The sequence below is a fragment of the Flavobacteriales bacterium genome (genome assembly GCA_016700415.1).
Classification (GTDB): domain Bacteria; phylum Bacteroidota; class Bacteroidia; order Flavobacteriales_F; family PHOS-HE28; genus PHOS-HE28.
Window position 1 is genome coordinate 1338800 of sequence record CP065018.1, and the last position, 21718, is coordinate 1360517.

Genomic DNA, 21718 nt, shown 5'->3' on the forward strand with positions numbered 1-21718 from the left:
CGCGCAGAGAAATGCTGGATGTGATCGGTAAGTAGACGACTACTGACTGCCACTGCCAACTGCCAACTGGCCCCCTGTGTTCTCGGTACCTCTGTGGTGAAACTTCAGCATTCCAGTTTCAAAAGCTCGACCTTTCGCCCATGAAGATGCGCATCAACACACTGCTGGGTACGGCGGCGATCCCGAACAATGGAGGCACGTTGCGCTTCTACCAGCGTGGGGAGGATTTTGCCATCGAGGTCGTGGGCATCGACGGCGACCTGATGAACAGCGCGGTGCATGGCAGCGAGGAATTGCTGGCGGAAATGGCATTGAAGCGGCTTCCATCTCCCTTGACAGCACGCGTGCTCGTGGGCGGCCTCGGCATGGGTTTCACACTGCGCGCGGCGCTAAAGCACACCGGCCCAAAGTCACAGGTGGTGGTGGCGGAACTGGTGCCGGAGGTGATCGAATGGAACAAGGGACCGTTAGGCGAAAAAGCGGGAAACCCCATGCAGGACCCGCGTGCCTTGGTGCGTGAAGGCGATGTGGCCGCGATCATCCGCGAACGGAAAGAAGCTTACGACACCATCCTGTTGGACACGGACAACGGCCCGGAAGGTTTGACGCAGAACGACAATCGCAAGATCTACAGCACAGCCGGCATTCGTGCTATTTATGACTGCCTACGCACCGGTGGCGTGCTGGCGGTATGGAGCACGCATCCGGACAAGCCCTTCTCGCGGCGCTTAGGCATGGGCGGCTTCCGCGTGGAAGAGGTGCAAGTGCCCGCCACGGGAACGAAAGGCACGCGGCACACGCTGTGGTTCGCGAAGAAGTTACCGCCGGAGCGGAAGGGGCCGCAGCGGCGCAAGTGATCTGCACAGCTGCGATCCGATAGCGGCCTTTCTTCATCCCGGTACACGCGCTCAGCAGCCACGGCCCCACGTTAACAATACGTTGAGGTCCCGGTCGGGGAGGTCATGTCGTGGCCATACTTTGCACCTCACCCGTCCAACATGAGCAGCATCGAGGGGAATATCGCCGCTGGTACCTCCAACGAAAAAGGCCCGCCGTTGCACGTAGGCCCGAACGCCCGCAAGGTCGTCTTTATCATCGCCATGCTGCTCTGCCTCAGCCCGGCGATGGGGCCGCCGCTGGCGCTGCTGTTAGGCTTGGTACTATCGATCACCATCGGCGATCCCTTCTCGGAATTCAATCACAAGGCCACCGGCTGGTTGCTGAAGGCATCCGTGGTGGGCCTTGGCTTCGGCATGAACCTGCAGCATGCCATCGCCGCCGGCAAAGACGGGCTGATCTTCACTGTGTTCTCCATCGTGATCACCCTCGGCGCAGGCTGGTTCATCGCCAAGCGGCTGAAGGTGGACGGCATCTCCGCTTTTCTCATCTCCAGCGGCACCGCCATCTGCGGTGGTAGCGCCATCGCCGCCGTATCGCCCATCGTGCAGGCTGACCGCAAGCAGATGTCCGTCGCGCTCGGCACCGTCTTCATCCTCAACTCCGTAGCCCTTTTGGTCTTCCCGCTGCTGGGGCATCTGCTGGGCATGAGCCAGCACCAGTTCGGCATGTGGTGCGCCATCGCCATTCACGACACCAGCTCCGTGGTGGGCGCGGGCGCGGCCTACGGCAACGAAGCGTTACAGGTGGCCACTACGGTAAAGCTCGAGCGCGCGCTCTGGATCATCCCGCTATCGCTGATCACAGCGCTGGTGATGAAGGGCGGCGGCAAGGTGAATATCCCTTGGTTCATCGGCCTCTTCATCGCGGCCATGATCATCAGCAGTTACTTCCCGCAATACAACGAGATCTACGGCTGGCTCGCGCTGGCAGCCAAACGCGGCCTCACCCTTACGCTCTTCCTCATCGGCGCCAGCCTCACTTTGGAAACCATGCGTGCCGTAGGCGTGAAGCCGATGGTATTGGGGATCCTGCTGTGGATCATCATCAGCGTGATGTCGTTGGTGGCGATCCTGTGGGTGGGTTGAAGGATGGAACGCTGAAGACACGGAACGATCGGATCTGCGCGGACCAAAGGCGAAATTGGTGATCCGGGAGTGGACGACCCCCAAATGTTCAATCTCACCGGTGTCCAGATCCCCAATAAGGACCGGCGTTCAATTCCGGTGCTCTGCGTCCTCCTCTTCTTAGTCTGAATAGCCCTTTAGCATTCCAACCGGTCGGACCTCATCACCGCCTTCAGGCCCGCAATGGCGTTGGCGTCTCAAGCGTGAACGCACGAACACCTCCCCACCGCTTCCCAATGATGTGGAAAACTGCTCCCTTGTCGGGTGTGTCCGATCCGAGCTGCCGGATAGTTTCGCCGACCGAAATTCAACCCCTGACCCGATCGGCCCCTGCCTTCATCGAATTTCCCGAACAACGCGAAAGCGCGGGCGTTAAGGCATCCGGACCAACATCCACGACCATGACAAATTCACTTCAGCGTACTGCGATCACCTGCTTCGCCATCCTCTTGGGTCTTTTCGCTTCCGAACGGTCGGTCGCGGCTCCTCCCCCGGCGGCCAATATGGACCAAGTGGCACTAACAGCGTGGCTAGATCTGTCAGGCGGGAACTCAAGCGACGTGATCGTAGAGGTACACGTGAACGGCACCAAGGACTGGGGCCGCCCCGATGCGGACGGCCGCGTGGACCTGATGCTTCCCGCCGATGCGGTGGCCTTGATCAGCTTCCGAAAGCCCGGGCACCTCACCAAGACGGTGTCGGTGGATACACACAACATGGAGGCCGGCAACTTCAAAAGCAAGCAACGCAGCCTCACCTTCGGCGTGAAGCTGGACGCGATCACGGACTACGAAGGGCTGGTGTACGCCGGGCCGGTCGGTGTGCTGGCCTTCAACTCGGCCGATGGCGGCCTTATGGTGGAACACGACCAGCAACTGGTACCCGAGCGCCAGCAGAAGACGGTGGTGTTCTAAGCGCCGGGCGCCGGTTGAACCCCCCGGACCACGCATTCACGCCCCCGGCGCACGGCCGGGGTGAGAACAAGAGGAGATCACAATGCACGAACACCTGCGCATGGCGCGGGTGTTCGTGCATTGTACTTGGTGTGAATGTCTTTGCTGGCACTACCGTGCTTCCATGCGGCCCACCAAGTTGGCCACTGCATTGCGAAGACGCTCGGCCGCACCGGCGATGGCCTGGTGCAGGTTGCTGTCCGCGTGGGTGACGGCCAAGGGTTTCAGGCCGCGCAATCGGGCCTCCATCATGCATTCGTGGTCGCGTTCGCCGAACTTGTCGCCGTTCACGTCCCGCAGGTGGACCTCCACGCGAGTAAGGCGCTCGTCGAAGTGGGCCATGGCCTTGTTCACGTTGTTGCGGACGTGCTCTTCCAAGCCTGCCGAGCTTTCAATGTTCTTGTCGGTGCGGATGAGGATCTGCAAAGTCTCCATGGTTTTCGGATCGTTGTCTGCGGTCGTTGGTCCCGTGGATGGGGGGGGAAGTTAAAATGGAATGATGGATGGACGGGATAACCATGGCCACGTTCATTCACGATCCCGGATCAAGCCCGGAATGACACTCGTTCTTGGGGCGGGTCGCGCCAGAGGCAACTCCCCTGCGTAGGTTTGGGCCATGCCCAATAGCCCCGGCCGCAAGCCCACGAACGAATTCCGGATGACGGCCCAGACGATGTACGGGCTGGAGCCGGTACTGGCGGAGGAACTGCTGCGTTTGGGCGCAAAGGAGGTGGAGAAGCACAACCGCGCGGTGGCCTTCACGGGCGACCTCGGTTTCCTGTACAAGGCCAACCTGTGCCTGCGCACGGCGCTGCGGGTGCTGATCCCGATCGAAGACTTCCCTGTGCGGAACGAGCAGGACATCTATGCAGGCATCAAAAAGATCCCGTGGGAAGTGTTCATGGGCGTGGAAGACACCTTCGCGTTCACCGCCAAGCTGAATTCGGAGCGTTTCGGCCATTCGCAGTATGTGGCGCTGCTGGCGAAGGACGCACTGGCGGACCGCTTCCGCGAGAAGACGGGCAAGCGCCCTTCGGTGGACGCTGAGGATCCCGCACTGCGCATCCGCCTCTTCATCACCGGCGAACATTGCTCGGTCTCTTTGGACAGCAGCGGCGATTCCCTGCACAAGCGCGGCTATCGCGAGCAGACCAATCTGGCCCCGCTGAACGAGGTGCTGGCGGCAGGGATGGTGCTACTTTCGGGCTGGGACCGCATGAGCAACTTCGTGGACCCGATGTGCGGCTCGGGCACTTTGCTGATCGAGGCGGCGCTGATCGCGGGGAACATCCCGCCGGGCGCATACCGCAAAAGCTTCGGCTTCCAGCTGTGGAGCGATTACGACGCTGAGCTCTGGGCGAAAGTGCATGCCGGGGCGATGGAGCGCATCACCGGCAACCGCCCCGTGATCTTGGGCGGGGAACTGTCGAAGAACGTGGCGCGCAAGGCCGAGACGAACATCGCCATCGCGGACCTGAAGGAAGAGATCGAGGTGAAGAACGTCGCCTTCGAGGACCTTGAGGCCCCTGCCGGCCGCGGCATCCTCATCATCAATCCGCCCTACGGGGAGCGCATGGACGAGGACGAGGACATCAACGGGCTGTACAAGATGATCGGCGATACGCTGAAAAAGAACTGGGCTGGCTACGACGCCTGGGTGCTCACCTCAAATTTGGATGCGGCCAAGCACATCAAGCTGACTCCAAGGCCGAAGATCCGGCTCTTCAACGGGGCGCTGGATTGCCGCTTCCTGCGGTATGAATTGTATGAAGGCTCGCGGAGACGGGATCCTGTGGAGTAGTTGTCAGTTGCCAGTTGTCAGGGCCGGCGCGGCGATCGTGCCTCCGGAACCTCGCTGGCCCTGACAACTGGCAACTGAACAGGTCACCTCAACACCTGCACATATCCGGCCTTCCTGTAATTCTCACCCGCATCGGTGATGGCCTCAATAGTGTAGAAGTAGACCCCTTCGCTCAGCACTTCACCGCTGAAGGAGTTGTGGCCGTCCCAAACGGCGTTACGGCCCAACACCAGCGCCACCTGCTGGCCCCAGCGGTTGTAGACGTGCAGTTCGGCACGCGCAAAGCCTTCACCCGCGAAGTGGAACGCGTCGTTCACGCCATCGCCGTTCGGGGTGATCACGTTGGGCGTTTCACCGGGCGGCAGCACCACGGTACAGTCGGCCAGCCGGACAAAATTGAACGCGGTATCGCCGGGGCAGCTCCCCAGCATCGCTCGGCACGCGTAGAGGCCGGTATCCGCAACACCCACGTTCGGCACCACTAGCAACGCACCGTTGAATGTCCCTGCCGGCATGGTCCATTGCCATTCGCTTCCTGCACTGCCGGATGCTTGGAGGAACAAGGTATCCCCGATACAGAGCAAGGTGTCCCCGGTGATCTCCGGCACACCCGGACTATCCAGCACCACCACCGCCGTTGTGGCGGTATCACCCGTGCAGCTGTTCAACGTGGCGAAGCAGGCGTACAACCCGGTATGCATCGCCGAGGCAGCTACGGGTCCGATACTATCACCGGTATACGTGCCCCACGGGGCCGACCAAAAGAGCTGTGCACCGGGACCGGCCTCCGCGACCAGCATCAGCGCATCACCTGTGCAATAGGCGGTGTCGCCCATGATCAGCGGTGCCGGTGGCGGATCTTGAACGATGACGGGCACCGCCACGAAAGCGCCGGTGCATCCATCCTCCGTTTGCTGGAGGAAGACCGTGTCCGTCGCGCTGGGCATAAAAGTGTAAGATGTCCCGGTGGCCAACAGGGCGGTGGTATCCGCACTTGCATACCACGCCAATTCGCCCGAGCCTGATGCGTTCAGGAATGCAGCTCCCCCTGCGCAAAGGGAATCCCCGGCGGCAGTGGCGAGCTGTGAGAACACCTGCTCCACCACCTGCACGGGTCCCGAGGAGGCACTGCATCCGGCGGTATCGATCACCACAAGCTCCACGATGCCCGCTGCAGACACGGTCAGCTGCGGCAGCGTATCGCCGGAAGGCAGCCAGAGGTAGCTGGCTCCACCGGGCGGGGCCGTGAGGGTGACCGTCTGGCCTTCGCAAAAAGTGAAATTGTCCACCCCTAGGTCGGCGCTCACCACGCTGAGCACCACATTGTAGAAGAGGTTCCAGCTGGACCCGCAGCTCAATACCGTGCATGAATAGGTACCAGGCGCGGAAACTGTTTGCACGGGGTTCGTTCCGGAGAGCGGCGACTGCCATTGCACAATGCTCCCCGGCCCCGCCTCCACCTGCAGTTGCACGGTGCCACCGGGACAGAGCACGCCGGAAGCCCCACCGCTGAACACGGGCGAACCAAAGAAGGATACCGTGGCGGGACCATTGGCGGCGGTGCATCCCGAATAAAGGGCGACAGCGAGGTAATAGTCGCCCGGCTCATGCACCCAGATGCTGGTATCGTGCGGCAGGAAGGCCGTTCCCGGTCCGGTCCAGAGATAGTCGCTTCCCTCAGCATCCGTGTATAGGCGCACGGAATCACCCGTACAGATCACGCCATCCGAGGGATCCATGTACACGGCTGGCGGTGGCGGGTCCGTCACGGTGACCGCCAGAAGCGTCCCAGCGCAGTACAAGCTGTTCGACAGGGACAAGGGCATGGCGGTGTACAACCCGTCCATGTTCACCAGCACGGTATCGCCGCTCGGGGAGGTCCAGACGATCCCCGGTCCGGTCCAGATGATGGAATCACAGTTGGCGCAAGTGAACGGGATCATCACGGTATCCCCCGCGCAGTGGTACACCTCGCTCTGGGTGAAGGTCAGGACCGCCGCTTCGGCCTCGTCCACATATACGCTGTCCATGAAGGTGAACGCATACAGTTCCGTGCCGCACTCTTCGAAAATCGTTACCTCGGACTGGATCGCATACCAGCCCGAACCGTTCAGCTGCAGCCCCCAAAACACGGGCTGATAGGTGTCCGTTACGCCGGACTGGTTGCAGCCGCCCGACCCGGTATAACTCTGCAAAAGCCCATCCGGCAACGCAGTGGGCACGCCGTCCACATACCAGGTATTGGTGAACGTGCCATAGATGCAATTGGCCTCGCAGGTGTGGATGGTGTCGCTGCCGACCAGTTCGGGGACCACACCGGTGATGTTGATGTCGGCATGTTCGAACAACTGCACCACCACAGGGCCCGAACGCGTGCAGCCATTGATCCCGATCAAATACAGAACATAGACACCGGAAGCGGCGATGTGGACCGTGTCACTGAAGATCGTATCCGTACCGGTCACCCAATAGACCTGATCCCCCGGCTCTACTGGGTCTGCCCAAAAGACCTGGGGATCACAGGTGGTAAGGATCAGCGGGTACTGGGGGGATATGAATAAACTCTGGTAGGTACCCGTGCTATCCGTGACGAACGGACCCGGCGCGGCAGAGATGTCCACGTAAACGGAGTCTTTCCACGGTCCGCAGCCGCTCGTGTTGTTCACCGTGAATGTGAACCATCCGGTGGAAAATACCGAGGCGGTATCCATGTTTGTGCCGTTGGTCCAAAGCTGTTGACCGAAGGGTCCGACCGTGGGTGTATAAGTTGCACAAGGTTGCATGCCACCTCCGCGCTGGAATGGCACATAGGTTGACAGGAACGCCCGATTGCACTCATGGATCGTATCCGGAGCGTCGATGCCCTGATACAGGATCTTCACATCCTGACCCCGGTCCGAGCGATCGCAGGGCGCGGCGCCGTCCCGGTCCCAGAAGTCAAACGGCTTGCGCCCTTCCACCCAACCTTTTGTGAGGAAGCCTGTGGCCGGGCCTGTGCCCGTCGCCCATGCGAATGATCCATAGTCCGGATCGTCGCAGAAGGTGGTTCCCGCATTGGCGGACAGGAAGGAACAGGCCAGTACGGGATCGCCCCAGAACGCGCTTCCCCGGGGCAGATAGAGTTCGGTAGTGAAAGCGCCCGCGAACAACAGGCCGTCCGGTGTACTGGAGATCGCCCCTGCACTTTTCAGCGCGGAGCCGCCGAACTGCTGGGCCGCCACGAAGGCAAGGTCCCCGGCAGCATGCTTGGCGATGAAGAGGTCCGGTGTTCCCGTGGCAATGAAAAGCCCGTCCGCACCATAGGCATCCTGTAGGCCGGTGAAGTCGCATTCAAACTCGCCGAAGACCACTACCGAATCCGCCTGCTCCGTGATGGAGGCCACATGTACGACGGAAGTTGAACCCATGGATGTGGCATCCAACAATGCCCCGGAAGCATCCACGCGGAGAATGAAGTAGGCATGGGGATCAGCGCTGGGCACCGGAGTGGACGCGGTGCCATCGGACCAGTACATGGTGCCGCTCTGGTCACCGGTCACCAGCAGGTCGTTCGCTGCGGACCAATGAAGGTCGCTCACCTGGTTGAAGTTGCCTCCGCCGCATTTGCGGAACCAGAGCTCATTGCCCTGCGGATCGAACTTCGCCACGAAGATGTTGTTCGACACTGTGTTCGGGTGCATCACATCGAAGGTGAGCGTGTCGTTGAACTGGCCAGCCACATAGAGTTGATCATTCGGAGCGCTGACGATGTCCACTGCTAAGCAATCCTTGGAACCTGTGCCCTGCTTCACCCAATGGAAGGTCCCGTCGGCTGCCCAAGCCGCTATGAAGACGTCGAAGCTGGGCAATGCCGTGGCGGGGTTGATGGCACCGTGCAGGGTCTGGGAACCGAAGACCGCTTCACCCTTGAACTTGCCGGCCACGACCACTTGCCCGTTGCCGGCAAGAGTGATGCCGCCGGGCGTGTCGGTGTAGCCCGGGCTGCCGGCCGTGCGCACCCACTGGGCCTGCCCATCTGCGGGATCGAGCATGGCGACGAAGAGGTCGGTGCTTCCGCCTTGGGCATTCACAACGGTGCCGAAGAGGTCGGCGGTACCGGTGAAGATGCCCGTGAGCGCCAACCCGGAGGGGCCTAACGCCAGCTTCAAGCCCACGTCCACCGCAGGCCCGCCGGCATGCTTTGCCCAGAGCAGCGTACCGTCCGTGGCGAACTTGGCCACCAGCACGTCCTGCGCCCCGGCCGTTGTGGTGTTTCCCTGGGCAGTTCCTCCGGAAGAGATGGTGATGGTGCCGCTGAGGTCACCGGTAACGTAGGCATTGCCCGCCACATCGGTGACCACATCCACGATATGGCAGGCTTGGGTGCCATCGAATTTGTTCAACCAATGCGCCTGGCCATCCACAAACGGCGAGGAGAAGGCCGCAAGGAGCAGGATAAACCACTTGACCCCATTATGGCCACAACCGGTCATGCCCCCACTGATCATCGCGACAAGATAAGATGATGTGGAGGTTCCAACCTCCAGTTGTCAGGACCTATCCTTGAACTCTTACGCCACCCTGCTTCCTATTGCTCGCGCGAAATTCCGGAGGCACGATCGCCGCGCCCGTCCTGACAACTGAGAACCGACAACTGACAACTAATTCGCAGACACCACCGGCATGCTCACCCCGTACTTGCGGTACAGCCGTGCCTTGCGCTTGACGAGGCGGGCGGTGGCCTTCTCGGTGCGCGGCGCGCGGGGCGTGGTGGCCAGTTCGCCGTTCTCGATGCGATGCACGATGGATTCCACGAGGCGGTCGTCGCCTTCGGGGTCGTATTCGCCCTTGAGGTCGTTGCCGAAGAGCTTGGCCACGCCTTGCCACATCCAGGCTTCGAAGGAGCCTCGGAGCTGCTTCACAAGGTCGTAGCTGGTGTGGCCGGTCTGGCGGTCGATGAGCTTCACAAGAATGCGGCCTTGGATGATGGTCATGCCCTTGATGTCCTGCTCGAACTCGGCCTTCAGCTCGGCCTCGGCCAGCTTTAGGTAAAGGTCCTTGTCGCTTTCGCGCTGGATAGTGGCAAGGTCGTGGTCGTATTCATCGAGCAGTTTTGCGGTGATCAACGCGTACGGATAGACTTTCTGCACATAGCGGGTAAGGCGGTCCGTGCGGGTGGCATTGCGACGTGCCCTGCGGCTCATCACAGCCTCCACCTCCACCGGGGCCAGCATGTACATGGGGATGGTGTCCGTACCTTGGATCATAACGGGCACCATGTCCGTTGGCGCTTGGGCACATACACGATCGGCGGCAAGAAGCGCGATGCCAAAAAGGAATATGATCGGGAACCTGTTCATGAACGGCAGTGCCAAGTTACCATTCTAACGTTCGTTCCGCCAGTGTAGTTGTAAACGAACACTGGCGGGCCTACACCTGGGCTACGTCGCTAAAAACAGCCTCCTCATCTACGATTCAGCCACCACGGGGAGGGCTGCTGGGCCGCTGGGCCGCCGGGGGTCGGCTTCCGCAGTTCCTCTTCCTTCAAGTGGGCCGCCACCATCGCGGCCACGGCCATCTCGTCCGGGTCGGTGCCGTCCAGCAGCTCCGGGCGGAAGTGGTCCCGAACGAAAAGCGTATCGTACATGCCGCTGCGGAAACTGTTGTGGCCCATCACGAAGCGGCAGAAGGGCAAGGTGGTCTCCACCCCGGCGATGGCATAGTCGTCGATGGCGCGCTCCATGCGGGCGATGGCCTCCTCGCGCGTGGCCGCGTGTACGATCAGCTTGGCGATCATCGGATCGTAGTGGATGGGGATCGTCATGCCCTCCTCAAAACCGTCGTCGACGCGCACGCCGGGGCCTTGGGGCAGGCGGTAGGTGGTGAGCGTGCCGATGTCCGGCAGGAAGTTGTTCGTCGGGTCCTCGGCATACACACGCACTTCGATAGCGTGGCCCTGGATCTTCAGGTCCTCCTGTTTGAAGGAGAGCTTCTCCCCCTGCGCCATCTTGATCTGCTCCTTCACCAGGTCCAGCCCGCTGATCATTTCGGTAACTGGATGCTCCACTTGCAGGCGGGTGTTCATTTCCATAAAGTAGAAGTCGCCGTTCGCGTCCAGCAGGAATTCCACGGTACCTGCGCCAACATAGTTCACGCTCTTGGCCACGTTGACCGCGGCTTCGCCCATCTTCTTCCGCAGCGCCGGGGTGAGCACGGCGCTGGGCGCTTCCTCGATCACCTTCTGGTGGCGGCGTTGGATGCTGCACTCACGCTCGAAGACGTACACCGTATTCCCTTGCATGTCCGCCAGCACCTGCACTTCGATGTGGCGCGGGCCTTCCACGAACTTCTCGATAAAGACGCTGCCGTCGCCAAAAGCGTTCTCCGCTTCGCTGATGGCACGCTCCAGCCCTTCCTTCAGCTCGCTCTCCCGCTCCACGATGCGCATGCCCTTGCCCCCACCGCCGGCTGCGGCCTTGATGAGGATGGGGAAGCTGATGGTCTTCGCCACCGCCATGGCCTCCTTTAGGTCCGCCACGGCACCTTCCGTGCCGGGCACCAATGGCACGCCGTGCTTTTTCACCGCCTCTTTGGCGGAAAGCTTGTCGCCCATGATGTGCATGGCCTCCGGCGAGGGGCCTATGAAGATGACGCCCGCCTTTTCCAACGCTTGGGCGAAGTCCCCGTTCTCGCTGAGGAAGCCATAGCCCGGATGCACCGCGTCCACCTTCAGGTCCTTGCACACCTTGAGCAACTTGTCGATGACCAAGTAGCTCTCTTTGCTGGGCGGCGGCCCGATACAGACGGCCTCGTCGGCGGCGCGGACAAAAGGCGCGTTGCGGTCGGCCTCAGAATAAACGGCCACCGTGGCGATGCCCATCTCCTTCGCGGAGCGCATGATGCGCAGCGCGATCTCGCCGCGATTGGCGATGAGGATCTTTTTGATCGTGCGTTTCTTCATTTGATACCCGGATAAGCTTGTAGGGAGGGGACGAAGATGCGAAGGGAGCGGTTAACCTGCCCGCAACGGCCTATCTTGGCAGCATCCCCAACGGGCCTGTACATGACCCACCTCCCCGACCTGATCGCCGACCTCGGCCTCATCCTCTCGGTGGCCGCCGTGACCACGTTGGTCTTCAAGAAGATCAAGCAGCCATTGGTGCTGGGCTATATCATCGCCGGGGTGCTGGTCGGCCCTCATGTGACGTTGGTGCCCACCGTGCTGGACGAGGAGAGCATCAAGGTCTGGTCGGAACTGGGTGTGATCTTCCTGCTGTTCAGCCTAGGGCTGGAGTTCAGCTTCAAGAAGGTGGCGAAGGTGGGCGGCACCTCGGGCATCACCGCACTGGTGACGGTCTGCTTCATGCTGGGCGTGGGCTACCTCACCGGGCAGTGGTTGGGCTGGGGCGCCATGGACAGCCTGTTCTTAGGCGGTATCCTTTCGATCTCCAGCACCACGATCATCGTCCGCGCTTTGAATGAGCTGGGGCTGAAGACGCAGGTGTTCGCCGGCGTGGTGGTGGGCGTGCTGGTGATCGAGGACATCGTGGCCGTGCTGCTGTTGGTGCTATTGAGCAGCCTTGCGGTCAGCCAACATTTCTCCGGCGGTGCGATGCTCTGGGAACTGGGCAAACTGGGCTTCTTCCTGATCCTGTGGTTCGCCGCCGGCGTGTTCCTGATCCCTACGCTCTTGGCACGGACCCGGAAGCTGATGAATGACGAGACGCTGCTTATCGTGGCGGTGGCGCTCTGCCTTTCCATGGTGGTGTTCGCGGTGAACACGGGCTTCAGCGCGGCGTTGGGCGCTTTCATCATGGGGGCGTTACTGGCTGAGACGGTACAGGCGGAACGGATCGAACACTTGGTACGGCCGGTGAAGGATCTCTTCGGCGCTATCTTCTTCGTATCGGTGGGGATGCTGCTGGACCCGGCCATGCTGGTGGAGTATTGGCAACAGGTGCTGTTGATCTCCGTGGTAGTGATCTTGGGCCAACCGTTGAGCGTGATGGCGGGTGCTTTGCTGGCGGGCGAGCCGATGTTCCGTGCGGTGCGGGTGGGCATGAGCCTTTCGCAGATCGGTGAGTTCTCCTTCATCATTGCCACATTGGGGCTCACCCTGAATGTGACCAGTGCGTTCCTCTACCCCATCGCTGTGGCGGTATCGGCGGTCACCACCTTCACCACGCCGTACATGATCAAGGCGTCCGGTCCGTTCGCCGGCTTCGTGGAACGGATGCTCCCCCAACGCTGGGCAAAAGCACTTGGCCGGTACAGCCTGCAGGCCGATCAGGTAAAGGAGACCAGTGCGTGGCGGCAATTGCTGCGGTCCTACGCCATCAACCTCGCCGTTTTCGCAGTGCTGTGCCTCACCGTCGTACTTGGCGCGGGCCCTGCCTTCCTTGTGCTTTTCGGCGATCAATTCATGGGCGTGGACGGCCGTGTGTTGGCGGGCCTCACCACCTTCCTGTTGGTTCTGCCTTTCATCTGGGCGATGTCCCTGCGGCGCATCAGCCGCAACGCCTACCGGCAGCTTTGGGTGAACAAGCGGATGTTGCGGGGCCCCTTGGTGATGATGGAGGTGGTGCGTCTGGCCGCCGCGGTGGTGGTGCTGGCCGTTCTGGTGAACGTGTTCTTCAGCACGGGTTGGGCCTTCATGGCGCTCTTGGTGCTCATGATCGTGGCCCTGTTCCTCTTCCGCCAGCGCCTGCACATTTTCTACCTGCGCATGGAGGAACGCTTCTTCCAGAACCTGAACCAGCGCGAGCTGAGCCTGCGGCGTACCGACCTGGCCCCGTGGGACATGCACTTGGCCCAGGTCCGCGTGAAGGTGGATTCCGGGCTCGCTGGCCAGAGCCTGATAGAGCTGGGGCTTCGCGAGAAATACGGGGTGAACATTGCCATGATCGAACGCGTCAGCGGCCATTCGGTGCCTGCGCCCGGCCGGAACCACCTGCTCCTTCCGGGCGACAACCTGTTCGTGATCGGCACGGATGAACAACTGGCGAACTTGCAGCGCGCGCTGGACGCCCCGGTATCAGCGCAACAAAAAGCGCGCATGACCAAGGAGGACATCCGCCTCAAGCGCTTCCGCATCACGCCGCAGTCCCCCTTGGTGGGCATGCGTATACATGAAAGCGGGCTGCGCAACGAGGCCAGCGCCATGGTGGCGGGCATCGAGCGTGGTGGTAACCGGATCATGAACCCGGAAGGCACTGCGGTGTTCCAGGAGAACGATGTGCTCTGGTTGGTAGGGAACGGCCCCACCATCATCGCCTTCATGGAAGAACGGAAGGCGGTGCGGGAGTGAGCACAATACGGAATGGCGCAAACGGATGTCCTACATTCATGATTGCAGCCACGCTATGTTCAAACCTGATCGGGCGTAATGCTACACCAAAACCAAAGGCCAGATCTGCGGCGTGTTGGCGGACCTTGAAGGCAGAAACCCTATTGCGCTTTCCATGCCCCCATAGTGAAATAGTAACCACTCCAAGCACAAACCAAATCCGGAAATAAACGCAACTGTCGTCATAACCCACTAGTTGCCAACCAAGAGCACTTACTTCATGATCTGGATCACTGGTCTGATCTTCGTGCTCTTGTCCCTATCGTCCTGCCATGGTCCGTCCTACCTCTTCGGGCACATAGAGAGCATGGAAAAAGAAGGAGTAACGCTCTATTTGATCGAACCCGGAAATCTTCGAGAGATAGCAGCCTCCTATTTCGGCTGATCCAAGCAGGGCATATTCATTGAACTGCCGTGAAAATTGATCTTTGCTACATTCAGGCCCTGTTGGTCCCTGCGATCGTCTAGGCGAACAACGGCCGCCTGCATGCCGCCAACCACCGTCGGGACCGATGAGAAGCCGGCCTCGATGACACCAGACGCAGATCAAGTGGGAGCATCGATGTGATCGTCGCCACGCACCACCGATCAAAACATACTCGGAAATGACGAAGAATGAGCGCAGGACTACCGGTCGAAAAAAAGCGAAGCGCATCATACGGATCGTTCTTGTCGTGGGCACGGCCATCTCCCTGTACTTCGTTCCGTGGCTTCTGGTCCGGGCGTGGATACAGCCGCTTCCGCATACGATGCAGGAACAGGCCGATGAGACTGTCGAACACGGATTCAGCGGCGTTATCATATACGTGGACCAGCAGGGCAAGCCACCGGCATTCCATACCGCAGGTTGGCATGATCGGGCACGACGGATACCCGCCAAAAAGGACGCCTATTTCAAGATTGGGAGCATCAGCAAACTGTATCATGCCGTGGCGATCGCCAAATTGGTAAGCGCAGGCCAGCTCTCTTTGGACGGGACCCTAGCGGACTATTTGCCTGAGCTGGCGGGACAGATCGAAAACGCCGAGAAGATCACGGTACGGATGATGGTGCAACATCGGAGCGGCATACCCAATTATACCGCCACTCCGGATTACTGGGCCCACCCGGAGACGACGGCTGAAGGAAAACTCCGATTGATACTTGGAAGACCGGCCAACTTCCAGCCTGGCGAAGACCAGGAATACTGCAACACGAATTACCTGCTGCTGAACATGATCATGGACCGCACGCTGGGCTACAACAATTTCCGGTTCATCCAGGAGGCGATCTTGACCCCGTTCAATCTGAACCACACCTTCTCCTCGATCCAGGACGTGAAAATCGACGATGTTATGAGCGGCTATCATGAAGGCCATGACGCGGACCTGAAGACGGATGATATCGGAATGATTGCCACGGCCGAAGACGTGGGTCTATTTCTGCGTGCCTTGAACACCGGGGAATTACTTACCGATAAGGAACGGAAGATCTATTCATCCATCTACAAGTTTGAGCATGCCGGCTGGGTGCCCGGCTACCAGAGCTTCGCTGCGTACGATAAGGACCTGGATGCGGTCATTGTGACGTTCTACAGCACGACGGATCCCGATCTTCTCCTGTGGAATTTGGCCGAGATCTTGAACGGTCGTTTTGCAACCATACTGAGAAGGAAAAGCTCCTGACAAAAGCTCTAAGAGCCAGTTTAGGCGCGCGAAGACGCTCGCACAGGATGTGAGACCAAAGTCATTCAATACACGCACGAGTGTGATCGTAGGCGATGGCTGTTCCGGGTACAAACGCGAACGCCCGAGGTCTGGCCTCGGGCGTTTCAACTTTGTACAATTCAGGATCTACCCCAGCACCTCCTTCACCGCGTCCGCAGCCTCTTGCAGGGAGATCGCGCTGAGCACCTTCAGGCCGCTCTTGTCGATCAGTTCCTTGGCCTCCTTGGCGTTGGTGCCTTGCAGGCGCACGATGATGGGCACCTTAATGTTGCCGATGTTCTTGTAGGCGTCCACCACACCCTGCGCCACGCGGTCGCAGCGCACGATGCCGCCAAAGATGTTCACTAAGATGGCCTTCACGCCGGGGTCCTTCAGGATGATGCGGAAGCCCTTTTCCACACGTGCAGCGTCGGCCGTGCCGCCTACATCGAGGAAGTTCGCGGGACTGCCACCGCTGAGTTTGATGATGTCCATGGTGGCCATGGCGAGGCCGGCGCCGTTCACCATGCAGCCCACGTCGCCGTCGAGCTTCACGTAGTTCAATCCGGCTTCACCGGCCTCCACTTCGATGGGGTCCTCCTCGCTCTTGTCGCGCATCTCCACGTAGTCCGGGTGGCGGTAGAGTGCGTTGCCGTCCAGCCGCACCTTGGCGTCCACGGCGATGATCTTTTCGTCGCTGGTCTTCAGCACGGGGTTGATCTCGAACATGGATGAATCGCTGCCTTCATAGGCCTTGTAGAGGGCGGCCACGAATTTGACCATCTCTTTCTTGGCGCCGCCGGAGAGGCCGAGGCTGGTGGCGATCTTGTTGCACTGGAACGGACGCAGGCCCACGCGCGGATCGACCTCTTCCTTGAAGAGGAGTTCCGGTGTCTTCTCTGCCACCTCCTCGATGTCCATGCCGCCCTCGGTGCTGTACATGATGATGTTGCGGGCGCTGGCGCGGTCGAGCAGCACGCTCATGTAGAACTCCTTCGGCTCGCTGGCGCCGGGGTAATAGACGTCCTCGGCGATGAGCACCTTGCTCACCTTCTTGCCCTGGGGCGGCGTTTGCGGCGTCTTCAGCATCATGCCGATGATGGCTTCGGAACGCTCGCGCACCTCTTCGATGTTCTTGGCCAGCTTCACCCCGCCGCCCTTGCCGCGCCCGCCGGCATGGATCTGCGCCTTCACCACCCACCATTTAGTACCGGTCTCCTGGCTAAGGCGTTTGGCCTGATCGACCGCCTCATCGGCGTTGTAGGCCACCAGCCCGCGCTGTACGCGGACGCCGTATTGGGCGAGAATGCTCTTTCCTTGGTATTCGTGGAGGTTCATGGGGATGCTTGCTACGGATGTTCCCGGCCTTATGGCGGGCAGGCCGCGAATGTAACGGCTGTTGGACGGACGGCATAGGACGAAGGCTACCTCCCCGGCCTGAAGTTCGTTCCTTTGCGGCCGATCAGACCTGATGAACGACCGTGAACTCCCCTTGCTGTACGACCTGCTGAACACAAAGCTTCACCAGTGGTTGTCGGGGTTCGGGGTATCGCCGGAACAGATGGCATGGGTGGGCCTGATCGCAGGCTTGACCTTGGTGCTGTTGGCCATGGCCCTGCTCTCCAAACTGCTCAACTGGATATTCACGTTGTTGCTGCACCGGCTTGCGGTTACGACCGTATCGGAACTGGACGACAACCTGGTGAAACATAGGATGCCCCGGTTCGTGGCCCGGATCATTCCGTTGATCCTGGCCTACAACCTCGTTCCGGCGGTGCTGTCGGATTTCCCGAAGTGGGTCCCCGTCGGTCAGGGACTGTTCAACATCTTTTTCATTGTCCTGGCTACCCGCATCCTGCGCTCCTTCCTGCACGCTTCCAGGGACACGCTGAAGGACAGTGAGACTTACCGCAGCAAGCCGCTGGACAGTTATGCCCAAGTGATCTCCCTCATTCTATGGATCATTGCGGGCGTTCTCATCTTCTCGCAGCTCACGGGCCGCTCGGCGTTGGCCTTCCTCACGGCCATGGGCGCCGCCTCGGCGGTGTTGCTTCTGATCTTCAAGGATGCGATCTTGGGTTTCGTGGCCAGCATCCAGATCAGCGCGAACGATATGCTGCGCCGGGGCGACTGGATCACCATGCCGAAGTACGGGGCGGATGGCGATGTGGAGGAGATCAACCTCACCACGGTGAAGGTCATCAACTTCGACAAGACCATCACCATGATCCCCACCTACGCACTGATCTCGGACTCCTTCCAAAACTGGCGCGGGATGCAGGAGAGCGGCGGGCGGCGGATCAAGCGGAGCATCCTGTTGAAGGTGAGCAGCATCCGCTTCCTCAGCACCACGGAGATCGATGCGCTGAAGAAGATAAAGATCCTTGCGCCGTTCATCGAGGAACGATCGGCGGAGATCGCAGCCTTCAACGAGGAACGCGGCCTTGACGGAAGCATGCCTGTGAACGGCCGGAAGATGACCAACGCGGGCCTGTACCGGAAGTACATCGACCTCTACCTCGCCCAACATCCGGGCATCAACAAGCACATGACCCGGATGGTCCGGCAGCATGCGCCCAACGAATTCGGCCTGCCCTTGGAACTGTACTGCTTCACGAACACCACTGAATGGGTCTCATACGAGGGCACCATGTCGGACATCTTCGATCACCTCTTAGCGGCACACACCTATTTCAATATCGTGGTGTTCGAACGGCCGGCGGCGGACGACATGCGGAACATGGGCAAGCCCCTGCTATCCGCAACGAACTGATCACGCCGCGGGAATCGAGACATTTGCCCCATGATCCGCGCCAGCGCCATCCACAAACGATACGGGGACCTCGAGGTCCTGAAAGGGGTCGAGCTCCAAGTGGCGAAGGGCGAGGTGGTAAGCATCGTCGGCGCCAGCGGCGCGGGCAAGACCACGCTGCTCCAGATCCTCGGAACCTTGGAGCGGGCCGACAGCGGGTCACTGATGATCAACGATGAGGACGTGACCAAGCTCGGCACGCGTGCCCTCGGCGCCTTCCGCAACGCGCACATCGGATTCGTCTTCCAATTCCACCACCTGCTTCCTGAGTTCAGCGCTTTGGAAAATGTGATGATGCCGGGCCTGATCGCAGGGAAGTCCAAGGCCGAATGCGCCCGCCGCGCCGAAGAATTGCTCACCCGCCTGAACGTGATCGCCCGCAAGGAGCACAAGCCGGGCCAGCTGAGCGGTGGCGAGCAGCAGCGGGTGGCCGTAGCCCGTGCGCTCTTCAACAACCCGAGCGTGGTGCTGGCCGATGAGCCTTCCGGCAACCTCGACTCCGCCCATGCCAAGGAGTTGCACCAGCTCTTCTTCGACCTGCGGAAGGAGCTCGGCCAGACCTTCGTGATCGTAACGCACAACGAGGAGCTGGCCGCGATGGCGGACCGGCGGCTGGTGATCAAGGACGGAGTGATCTGAGGTGGGATCTTTATGAAGGCAGCGTCGGAGCGGGTTACTACGTCTACCTTGTGTTGACCATGAACCAATGATCCGACCGAATGAAGCAACTCAGAACAATCGCTGCCCTGTGTACCCTTGTTTGCATCGGTAGTACTTCACTTGCACAAGATGGAACGCTCGATCTCACCTTCAATCCCAATGACGTTGGATCCGGCGTCGGCGATGGCCCTTTCAATCCTGTTGACGTTATAGCCGCGCAGCCTGACGGAAAAATCCTGGTCGGCGGAGAATTTTGGAGATACAATACCATCGACCATGGTCGCATCGTCCGCTTGAACGCAGATGGCAGTTTGGATACCGGTTTTGATACCACGATAGGTGCGAATAACGATGTGAGATCCATCAGCCTTCAAAGCGATGGAAGGGTACTGATCGGCGGAGCCTTCACCAGCTTCAATGGCACCTCTCGCAACTACATCGCACGCCTGAATCAATCTGGTGATTTGGACAACACTTTCGATCCAGGGACAGGCGCAGACGGTCAGATCCGTTCCACTAGGATACTGTCCGGTGGCAAGATCTTGATCGGTGGAGACTTCACCACCTACAACGGCGTGGCACGCATTGGCATAGCGCGGCTTAACCCGGAAGGCAGCTTGGATACCACCTTCGATATCGGCACAGGGACAGACTACCCGGTCTATTGCACCGCCATCCAAGACGATGGCAAGATCCTGATCGCGGGCGAATTCACCAACTACAATGGCACACCCCGCAACCGCATCGCACGCTTGGATCCGGACGGCGACTTGGACACCACGTTCGATCCGGGGAGCGGAGCGAACAGTTCGATCCAGTCCATCGACCTTCAACCGGATGGAAAGGTCATCATTGGCGGAGATTTCTGGAGTTACAACGGCATCGACCGGCATCAGGTCGCCCGACTGAACGAGGATGGCAGTTTGGACTTGGGTTTCGATCCAGGGACAGGAGCGAATAGCGAGGTCCGTACCGCTTTGGTCCAAGCGGACGGCAAAGTCCTGATCGGCGGATATTTCACGGATTTCAATGATACGCTCGGCAATTTCATCACGCGCCTGAATGCCGATGGCAGTTTGGACAACGGATTCCATGTTGGAACAGGAACGAACGGTGGGGTCCTTTGCACTTCGATCCAAACGGATGAAAAGATCCTTATCGGCGGAGATTTCAGAAGTTACAACAGCATCGGCTGCAATTACATCGCACGCCTATACCCTGATGGCACTTTGGACACGGGCTTTAACGTTGGTAGCGGAGTGGTCGGCTGGGTGTATTCCACCAAACTCCAATCAGACGGAAAGATCCTGATCGGAGGGGATTTCACCAGTTACAACGCCATATCGAGGAACCACATCGCGCGCTTGAACGGGGACGGATCTTTGGACACCAGTTTCGACCCAGGGGCGGGTACGGACCAATTGATCTATTCCGTCGCGACCCAAGCCGACGGCAAGATCTTGATAGGCGGCCTTTTCAACAGTTACAATGGAACCGCACGCAAGTGTATCGCACGCTTGAACATGGACGGTAGTTTGGACACTGGTTTCGACCCTGGGGCAGGAGCCAACTTTTGGATCAATTCCGTCACCGTCCAACCTGATGGCAAGATACTGATAGGAGGAGAATTCACGAGCTACAACGGTATTGCACGCATTGGTATAACGCGCCTCAATGCAGATGGGAGCATGGACACGAGCTTTGACCAAGGGACCGGAACGAGCAGTTGGGTCGAATCCATCTCATTGCAGACCGATGGGAAGATCGTTATCGGCGGAGCCTTCTCAAGTTACAATGGTACTAGCCGCAAGAACATCGCACGCCTTAACGCGGATGGAAGTTTGGACACGGATTTCGATCCCGGGACCGGGACGAACCACAACCCGATCCATGCCACCTCGATCCAATACGATGGCAAGATCCTTATTGGCGGGAACTTCACCATGTACGATGGAATCGCGCGTAACTGCATAGCTCGCTTGCACACTGACGGTAGCTTGGATCTTGGTTTCGATCCGGGAACAGGAGCGAACAACGTGGTCTATTCCACCACTATACAAGCTGACGGCAAGATACTGATTGGGGGAGCCTTCTGGGATTACAATGGCACCCTTATCAATCGCCTTGCACGCCTGAACACGGATGGTAGTCTCGACATGGACTTCACCATAGGAACGGGATCGAACAACGGTGTCCTTTCTAGCGCGCTCCAAGCTGATGGGAAGATCTTGATCGGGGGAACTTTCACCAGCTACGATGGAGTGGGCCGCCCAGGAACCTGGACCATATTTCGTATCGCTAGCTGGGAAAAGCGGGACGGTCACTGAGCGAATTATCGTTCAATAGCTGATGAACCGCACCCATCCTTATGGTAACATCTTACGAGGAGCTGGCAGAGATGGCTGACAGGAGGCTGGTGATCAAGGACGGGGTGATCTGAGAGAAGTTATTGAGGCAA

15 protein-coding genes are annotated in these 21718 nt (G+C 59.7%); 10 read left to right on the forward strand and 5 right to left on the reverse strand.

Going from position 1 to position 21718, the window contains the following annotated elements; all coding sequences use genetic code 11:
* Positions 1 to 146: 146 nt before the first annotated feature.
* The 3 genes from IPP95_05700 to IPP95_05710 all read left to right on the forward strand — a co-directional run bounded on the left by IPP95_05700 (position 147) and on the right by IPP95_05710 (position 2938).
* Positions 147 to 857: a hypothetical protein gene (locus IPP95_05700; protein ID QQS74206.1), complete on the forward strand. Its 711-nt coding sequence runs from the start codon at positions 147 to 149 to the stop codon at positions 855 to 857.
* Between the two features lie 141 nt (positions 858 to 998).
* Positions 999 to 1985, forward strand: a complete 987-nt coding sequence (locus IPP95_05705; GenBank protein QQS73713.1) for a putative sulfate exporter family transporter — start codon at positions 999 to 1001, stop codon at positions 1983 to 1985.
* A gap of 440 nt (positions 1986 to 2425) precedes the next feature.
* The gene (locus tag IPP95_05710; GenBank protein QQS73714.1) at positions 2426 to 2938 is read left to right on the forward strand and encodes a hypothetical protein; all 513 of its coding nucleotides are present in this window, start codon (positions 2426 to 2428) and stop codon (positions 2936 to 2938) included.
* A gap of 150 nt (positions 2939 to 3088) precedes the next feature.
* Here IPP95_05710 and IPP95_05715 read toward each other — a convergent pair whose 3' ends face one another.
* On the reverse strand, positions 3089 to 3412 hold the full coding sequence (locus IPP95_05715; GenBank protein QQS73715.1) for an HPF/RaiA family ribosome-associated protein: 324 nt from the start codon (positions 3410 to 3412) through the stop codon (positions 3089 to 3091).
* A 223-nt stretch (positions 3413 to 3635) separates the two neighbouring features.
* On the opposite strand from IPP95_05715, the gene IPP95_05720 reads away from it, so the two are divergent.
* The gene (locus tag IPP95_05720; GenBank protein ID QQS74207.1) at positions 3636 to 4778 is read left to right on the forward strand and encodes a class I SAM-dependent RNA methyltransferase; all 1143 of its coding nucleotides are present in this window, start codon (positions 3636 to 3638) and stop codon (positions 4776 to 4778) included.
* A gap of 83 nt (positions 4779 to 4861) precedes the next feature.
* On the opposite strand, the gene IPP95_05725 is transcribed toward IPP95_05720, so the two are convergent.
* From IPP95_05725 to accC, 3 genes are all read right to left on the reverse strand, one after another.
* The gene (locus IPP95_05725; GenBank protein QQS73716.1) at positions 4862 to 9250 is read right to left on the reverse strand and encodes a gliding motility-associated C-terminal domain-containing protein; all 4389 of its coding nucleotides are present in this window, start codon (positions 9248 to 9250) and stop codon (positions 4862 to 4864) included.
* Between the two features lie 168 nt (positions 9251 to 9418).
* Entirely contained in the window at positions 9419 to 10117 is a 699-nt protein-coding gene (locus IPP95_05730; GenBank protein QQS73717.1) for a DUF4294 domain-containing protein, read from the reverse strand.
* A gap of 104 nt (positions 10118 to 10221) precedes the next feature.
* Positions 10222 to 11718, reverse strand: a complete 1497-nt coding sequence (accC, locus tag IPP95_05735; GenBank protein QQS73718.1) for an acetyl-CoA carboxylase biotin carboxylase subunit — start codon at positions 11716 to 11718, stop codon at positions 10222 to 10224.
* A gap of 102 nt (positions 11719 to 11820) precedes the next feature.
* On the opposite strand from accC, the gene IPP95_05740 reads away from it, so the two are divergent.
* The 3 genes from IPP95_05740 (at position 11821) to IPP95_05750 (ending at position 15767) form a co-directional block, all read left to right on the forward strand.
* Positions 11821 to 14064, forward strand: coding sequence for a cation:proton antiporter (locus IPP95_05740; protein ID QQS73719.1), 2244 nt, complete (start codon positions 11821 to 11823; stop codon positions 14062 to 14064).
* A gap of 259 nt (positions 14065 to 14323) precedes the next feature.
* The gene (locus tag IPP95_05745) at positions 14324 to 14488 is read left to right on the forward strand and encodes a hypothetical protein (GenBank protein QQS73720.1); all 165 of its coding nucleotides are present in this window, start codon (positions 14324 to 14326) and stop codon (positions 14486 to 14488) included.
* A gap of 220 nt (positions 14489 to 14708) precedes the next feature.
* Complete coding sequence (locus IPP95_05750) at positions 14709 to 15767, forward strand: beta-lactamase family protein (GenBank protein QQS73721.1); 1059 nt, start codon at positions 14709 to 14711, stop codon at positions 15765 to 15767.
* A 168-nt stretch (positions 15768 to 15935) separates the two neighbouring features.
* Here IPP95_05750 and sucC read toward each other — a convergent pair whose 3' ends face one another.
* Complete coding sequence (gene sucC, locus IPP95_05755) at positions 15936 to 17126, reverse strand: ADP-forming succinate--CoA ligase subunit beta (protein QQS73722.1); 1191 nt, start codon at positions 17124 to 17126, stop codon at positions 15936 to 15938.
* A 133-nt stretch (positions 17127 to 17259) separates the two neighbouring features.
* On the opposite strand from sucC, the gene IPP95_05760 reads away from it, so the two are divergent.
* From IPP95_05760 to IPP95_05770, 3 genes are all read left to right on the forward strand, one after another.
* Complete coding sequence (locus IPP95_05760; protein ID QQS73723.1) at positions 17260 to 18561, forward strand: mechanosensitive ion channel; 1302 nt, start codon at positions 17260 to 17262, stop codon at positions 18559 to 18561.
* A 30-nt stretch (positions 18562 to 18591) separates the two neighbouring features.
* Complete coding sequence (locus IPP95_05765; protein ID QQS73724.1) at positions 18592 to 19239, forward strand: ABC transporter ATP-binding protein; 648 nt, start codon at positions 18592 to 18594, stop codon at positions 19237 to 19239.
* Between the two features lie 80 nt (positions 19240 to 19319).
* Entirely contained in the window at positions 19320 to 21587 is a 2268-nt protein-coding gene (locus IPP95_05770; GenBank protein QQS73725.1) for a delta-60 repeat domain-containing protein, read from the forward strand.
* Positions 21588 to 21718 lie beyond the last annotated feature (131 nt).

What these genes read in the sequence shown, in the direction of transcription:
- IPP95_05715 (QQS73715.1), bottom strand. Translation starts at nt 3,412, where the DNA reads ATGGAGACTTTGCAGATCCTCATCCGCACCGACAAGAACATTGAAAGC.
- accC (QQS73718.1), bottom strand. Translation starts at nt 11,718, where the DNA reads ATGAAGAAACGCACGATCAAAAAGATCCTCATCGCCAATCGCGGCGAG.
- IPP95_05730 (QQS73717.1), bottom strand. Translation starts at nt 10,117, where the DNA reads ATGAACAGGTTCCCGATCATATTCCTTTTTGGCATCGCGCTTCTTGCC.
- IPP95_05705 (QQS73713.1), top strand. Translation starts at nt 999, where the DNA reads ATGAGCAGCATCGAGGGGAATATCGCCGCTGGTACCTCCAACGAAAAA.
- IPP95_05770 (QQS73725.1), top strand. Translation starts at nt 19,320, where the DNA reads ATGAAGCAACTCAGAACAATCGCTGCCCTGTGTACCCTTGTTTGCATC.
- IPP95_05725 (QQS73716.1), bottom strand. Translation starts at nt 9,250, where the DNA reads ATGACCGGTTGTGGCCATAATGGGGTCAAGTGGTTTATCCTGCTCCTT.
- IPP95_05745 (QQS73720.1), top strand. Translation starts at nt 14,324, where the DNA reads ATGATCTGGATCACTGGTCTGATCTTCGTGCTCTTGTCCCTATCGTCC.
- IPP95_05720 (QQS74207.1), top strand. Translation starts at nt 3,636, where the DNA reads ATGACGGCCCAGACGATGTACGGGCTGGAGCCGGTACTGGCGGAGGAA.
- IPP95_05765 (QQS73724.1), top strand. Translation starts at nt 18,592, where the DNA reads ATGATCCGCGCCAGCGCCATCCACAAACGATACGGGGACCTCGAGGTC.
- IPP95_05710 (QQS73714.1), top strand. Translation starts at nt 2,426, where the DNA reads ATGACAAATTCACTTCAGCGTACTGCGATCACCTGCTTCGCCATCCTC.
- IPP95_05760 (QQS73723.1), top strand. Translation starts at nt 17,260, where the DNA reads ATGAACGACCGTGAACTCCCCTTGCTGTACGACCTGCTGAACACAAAG.
- sucC (QQS73722.1), bottom strand. Translation starts at nt 17,126, where the DNA reads ATGAACCTCCACGAATACCAAGGAAAGAGCATTCTCGCCCAATACGGC.
- IPP95_05700 (QQS74206.1), top strand. Translation starts at nt 147, where the DNA reads ATGCGCATCAACACACTGCTGGGTACGGCGGCGATCCCGAACAATGGA.
- IPP95_05750 (QQS73721.1), top strand. Translation starts at nt 14,709, where the DNA reads ATGACGAAGAATGAGCGCAGGACTACCGGTCGAAAAAAAGCGAAGCGC.
- IPP95_05740 (QQS73719.1), top strand. Translation starts at nt 11,821, where the DNA reads ATGACCCACCTCCCCGACCTGATCGCCGACCTCGGCCTCATCCTCTCG.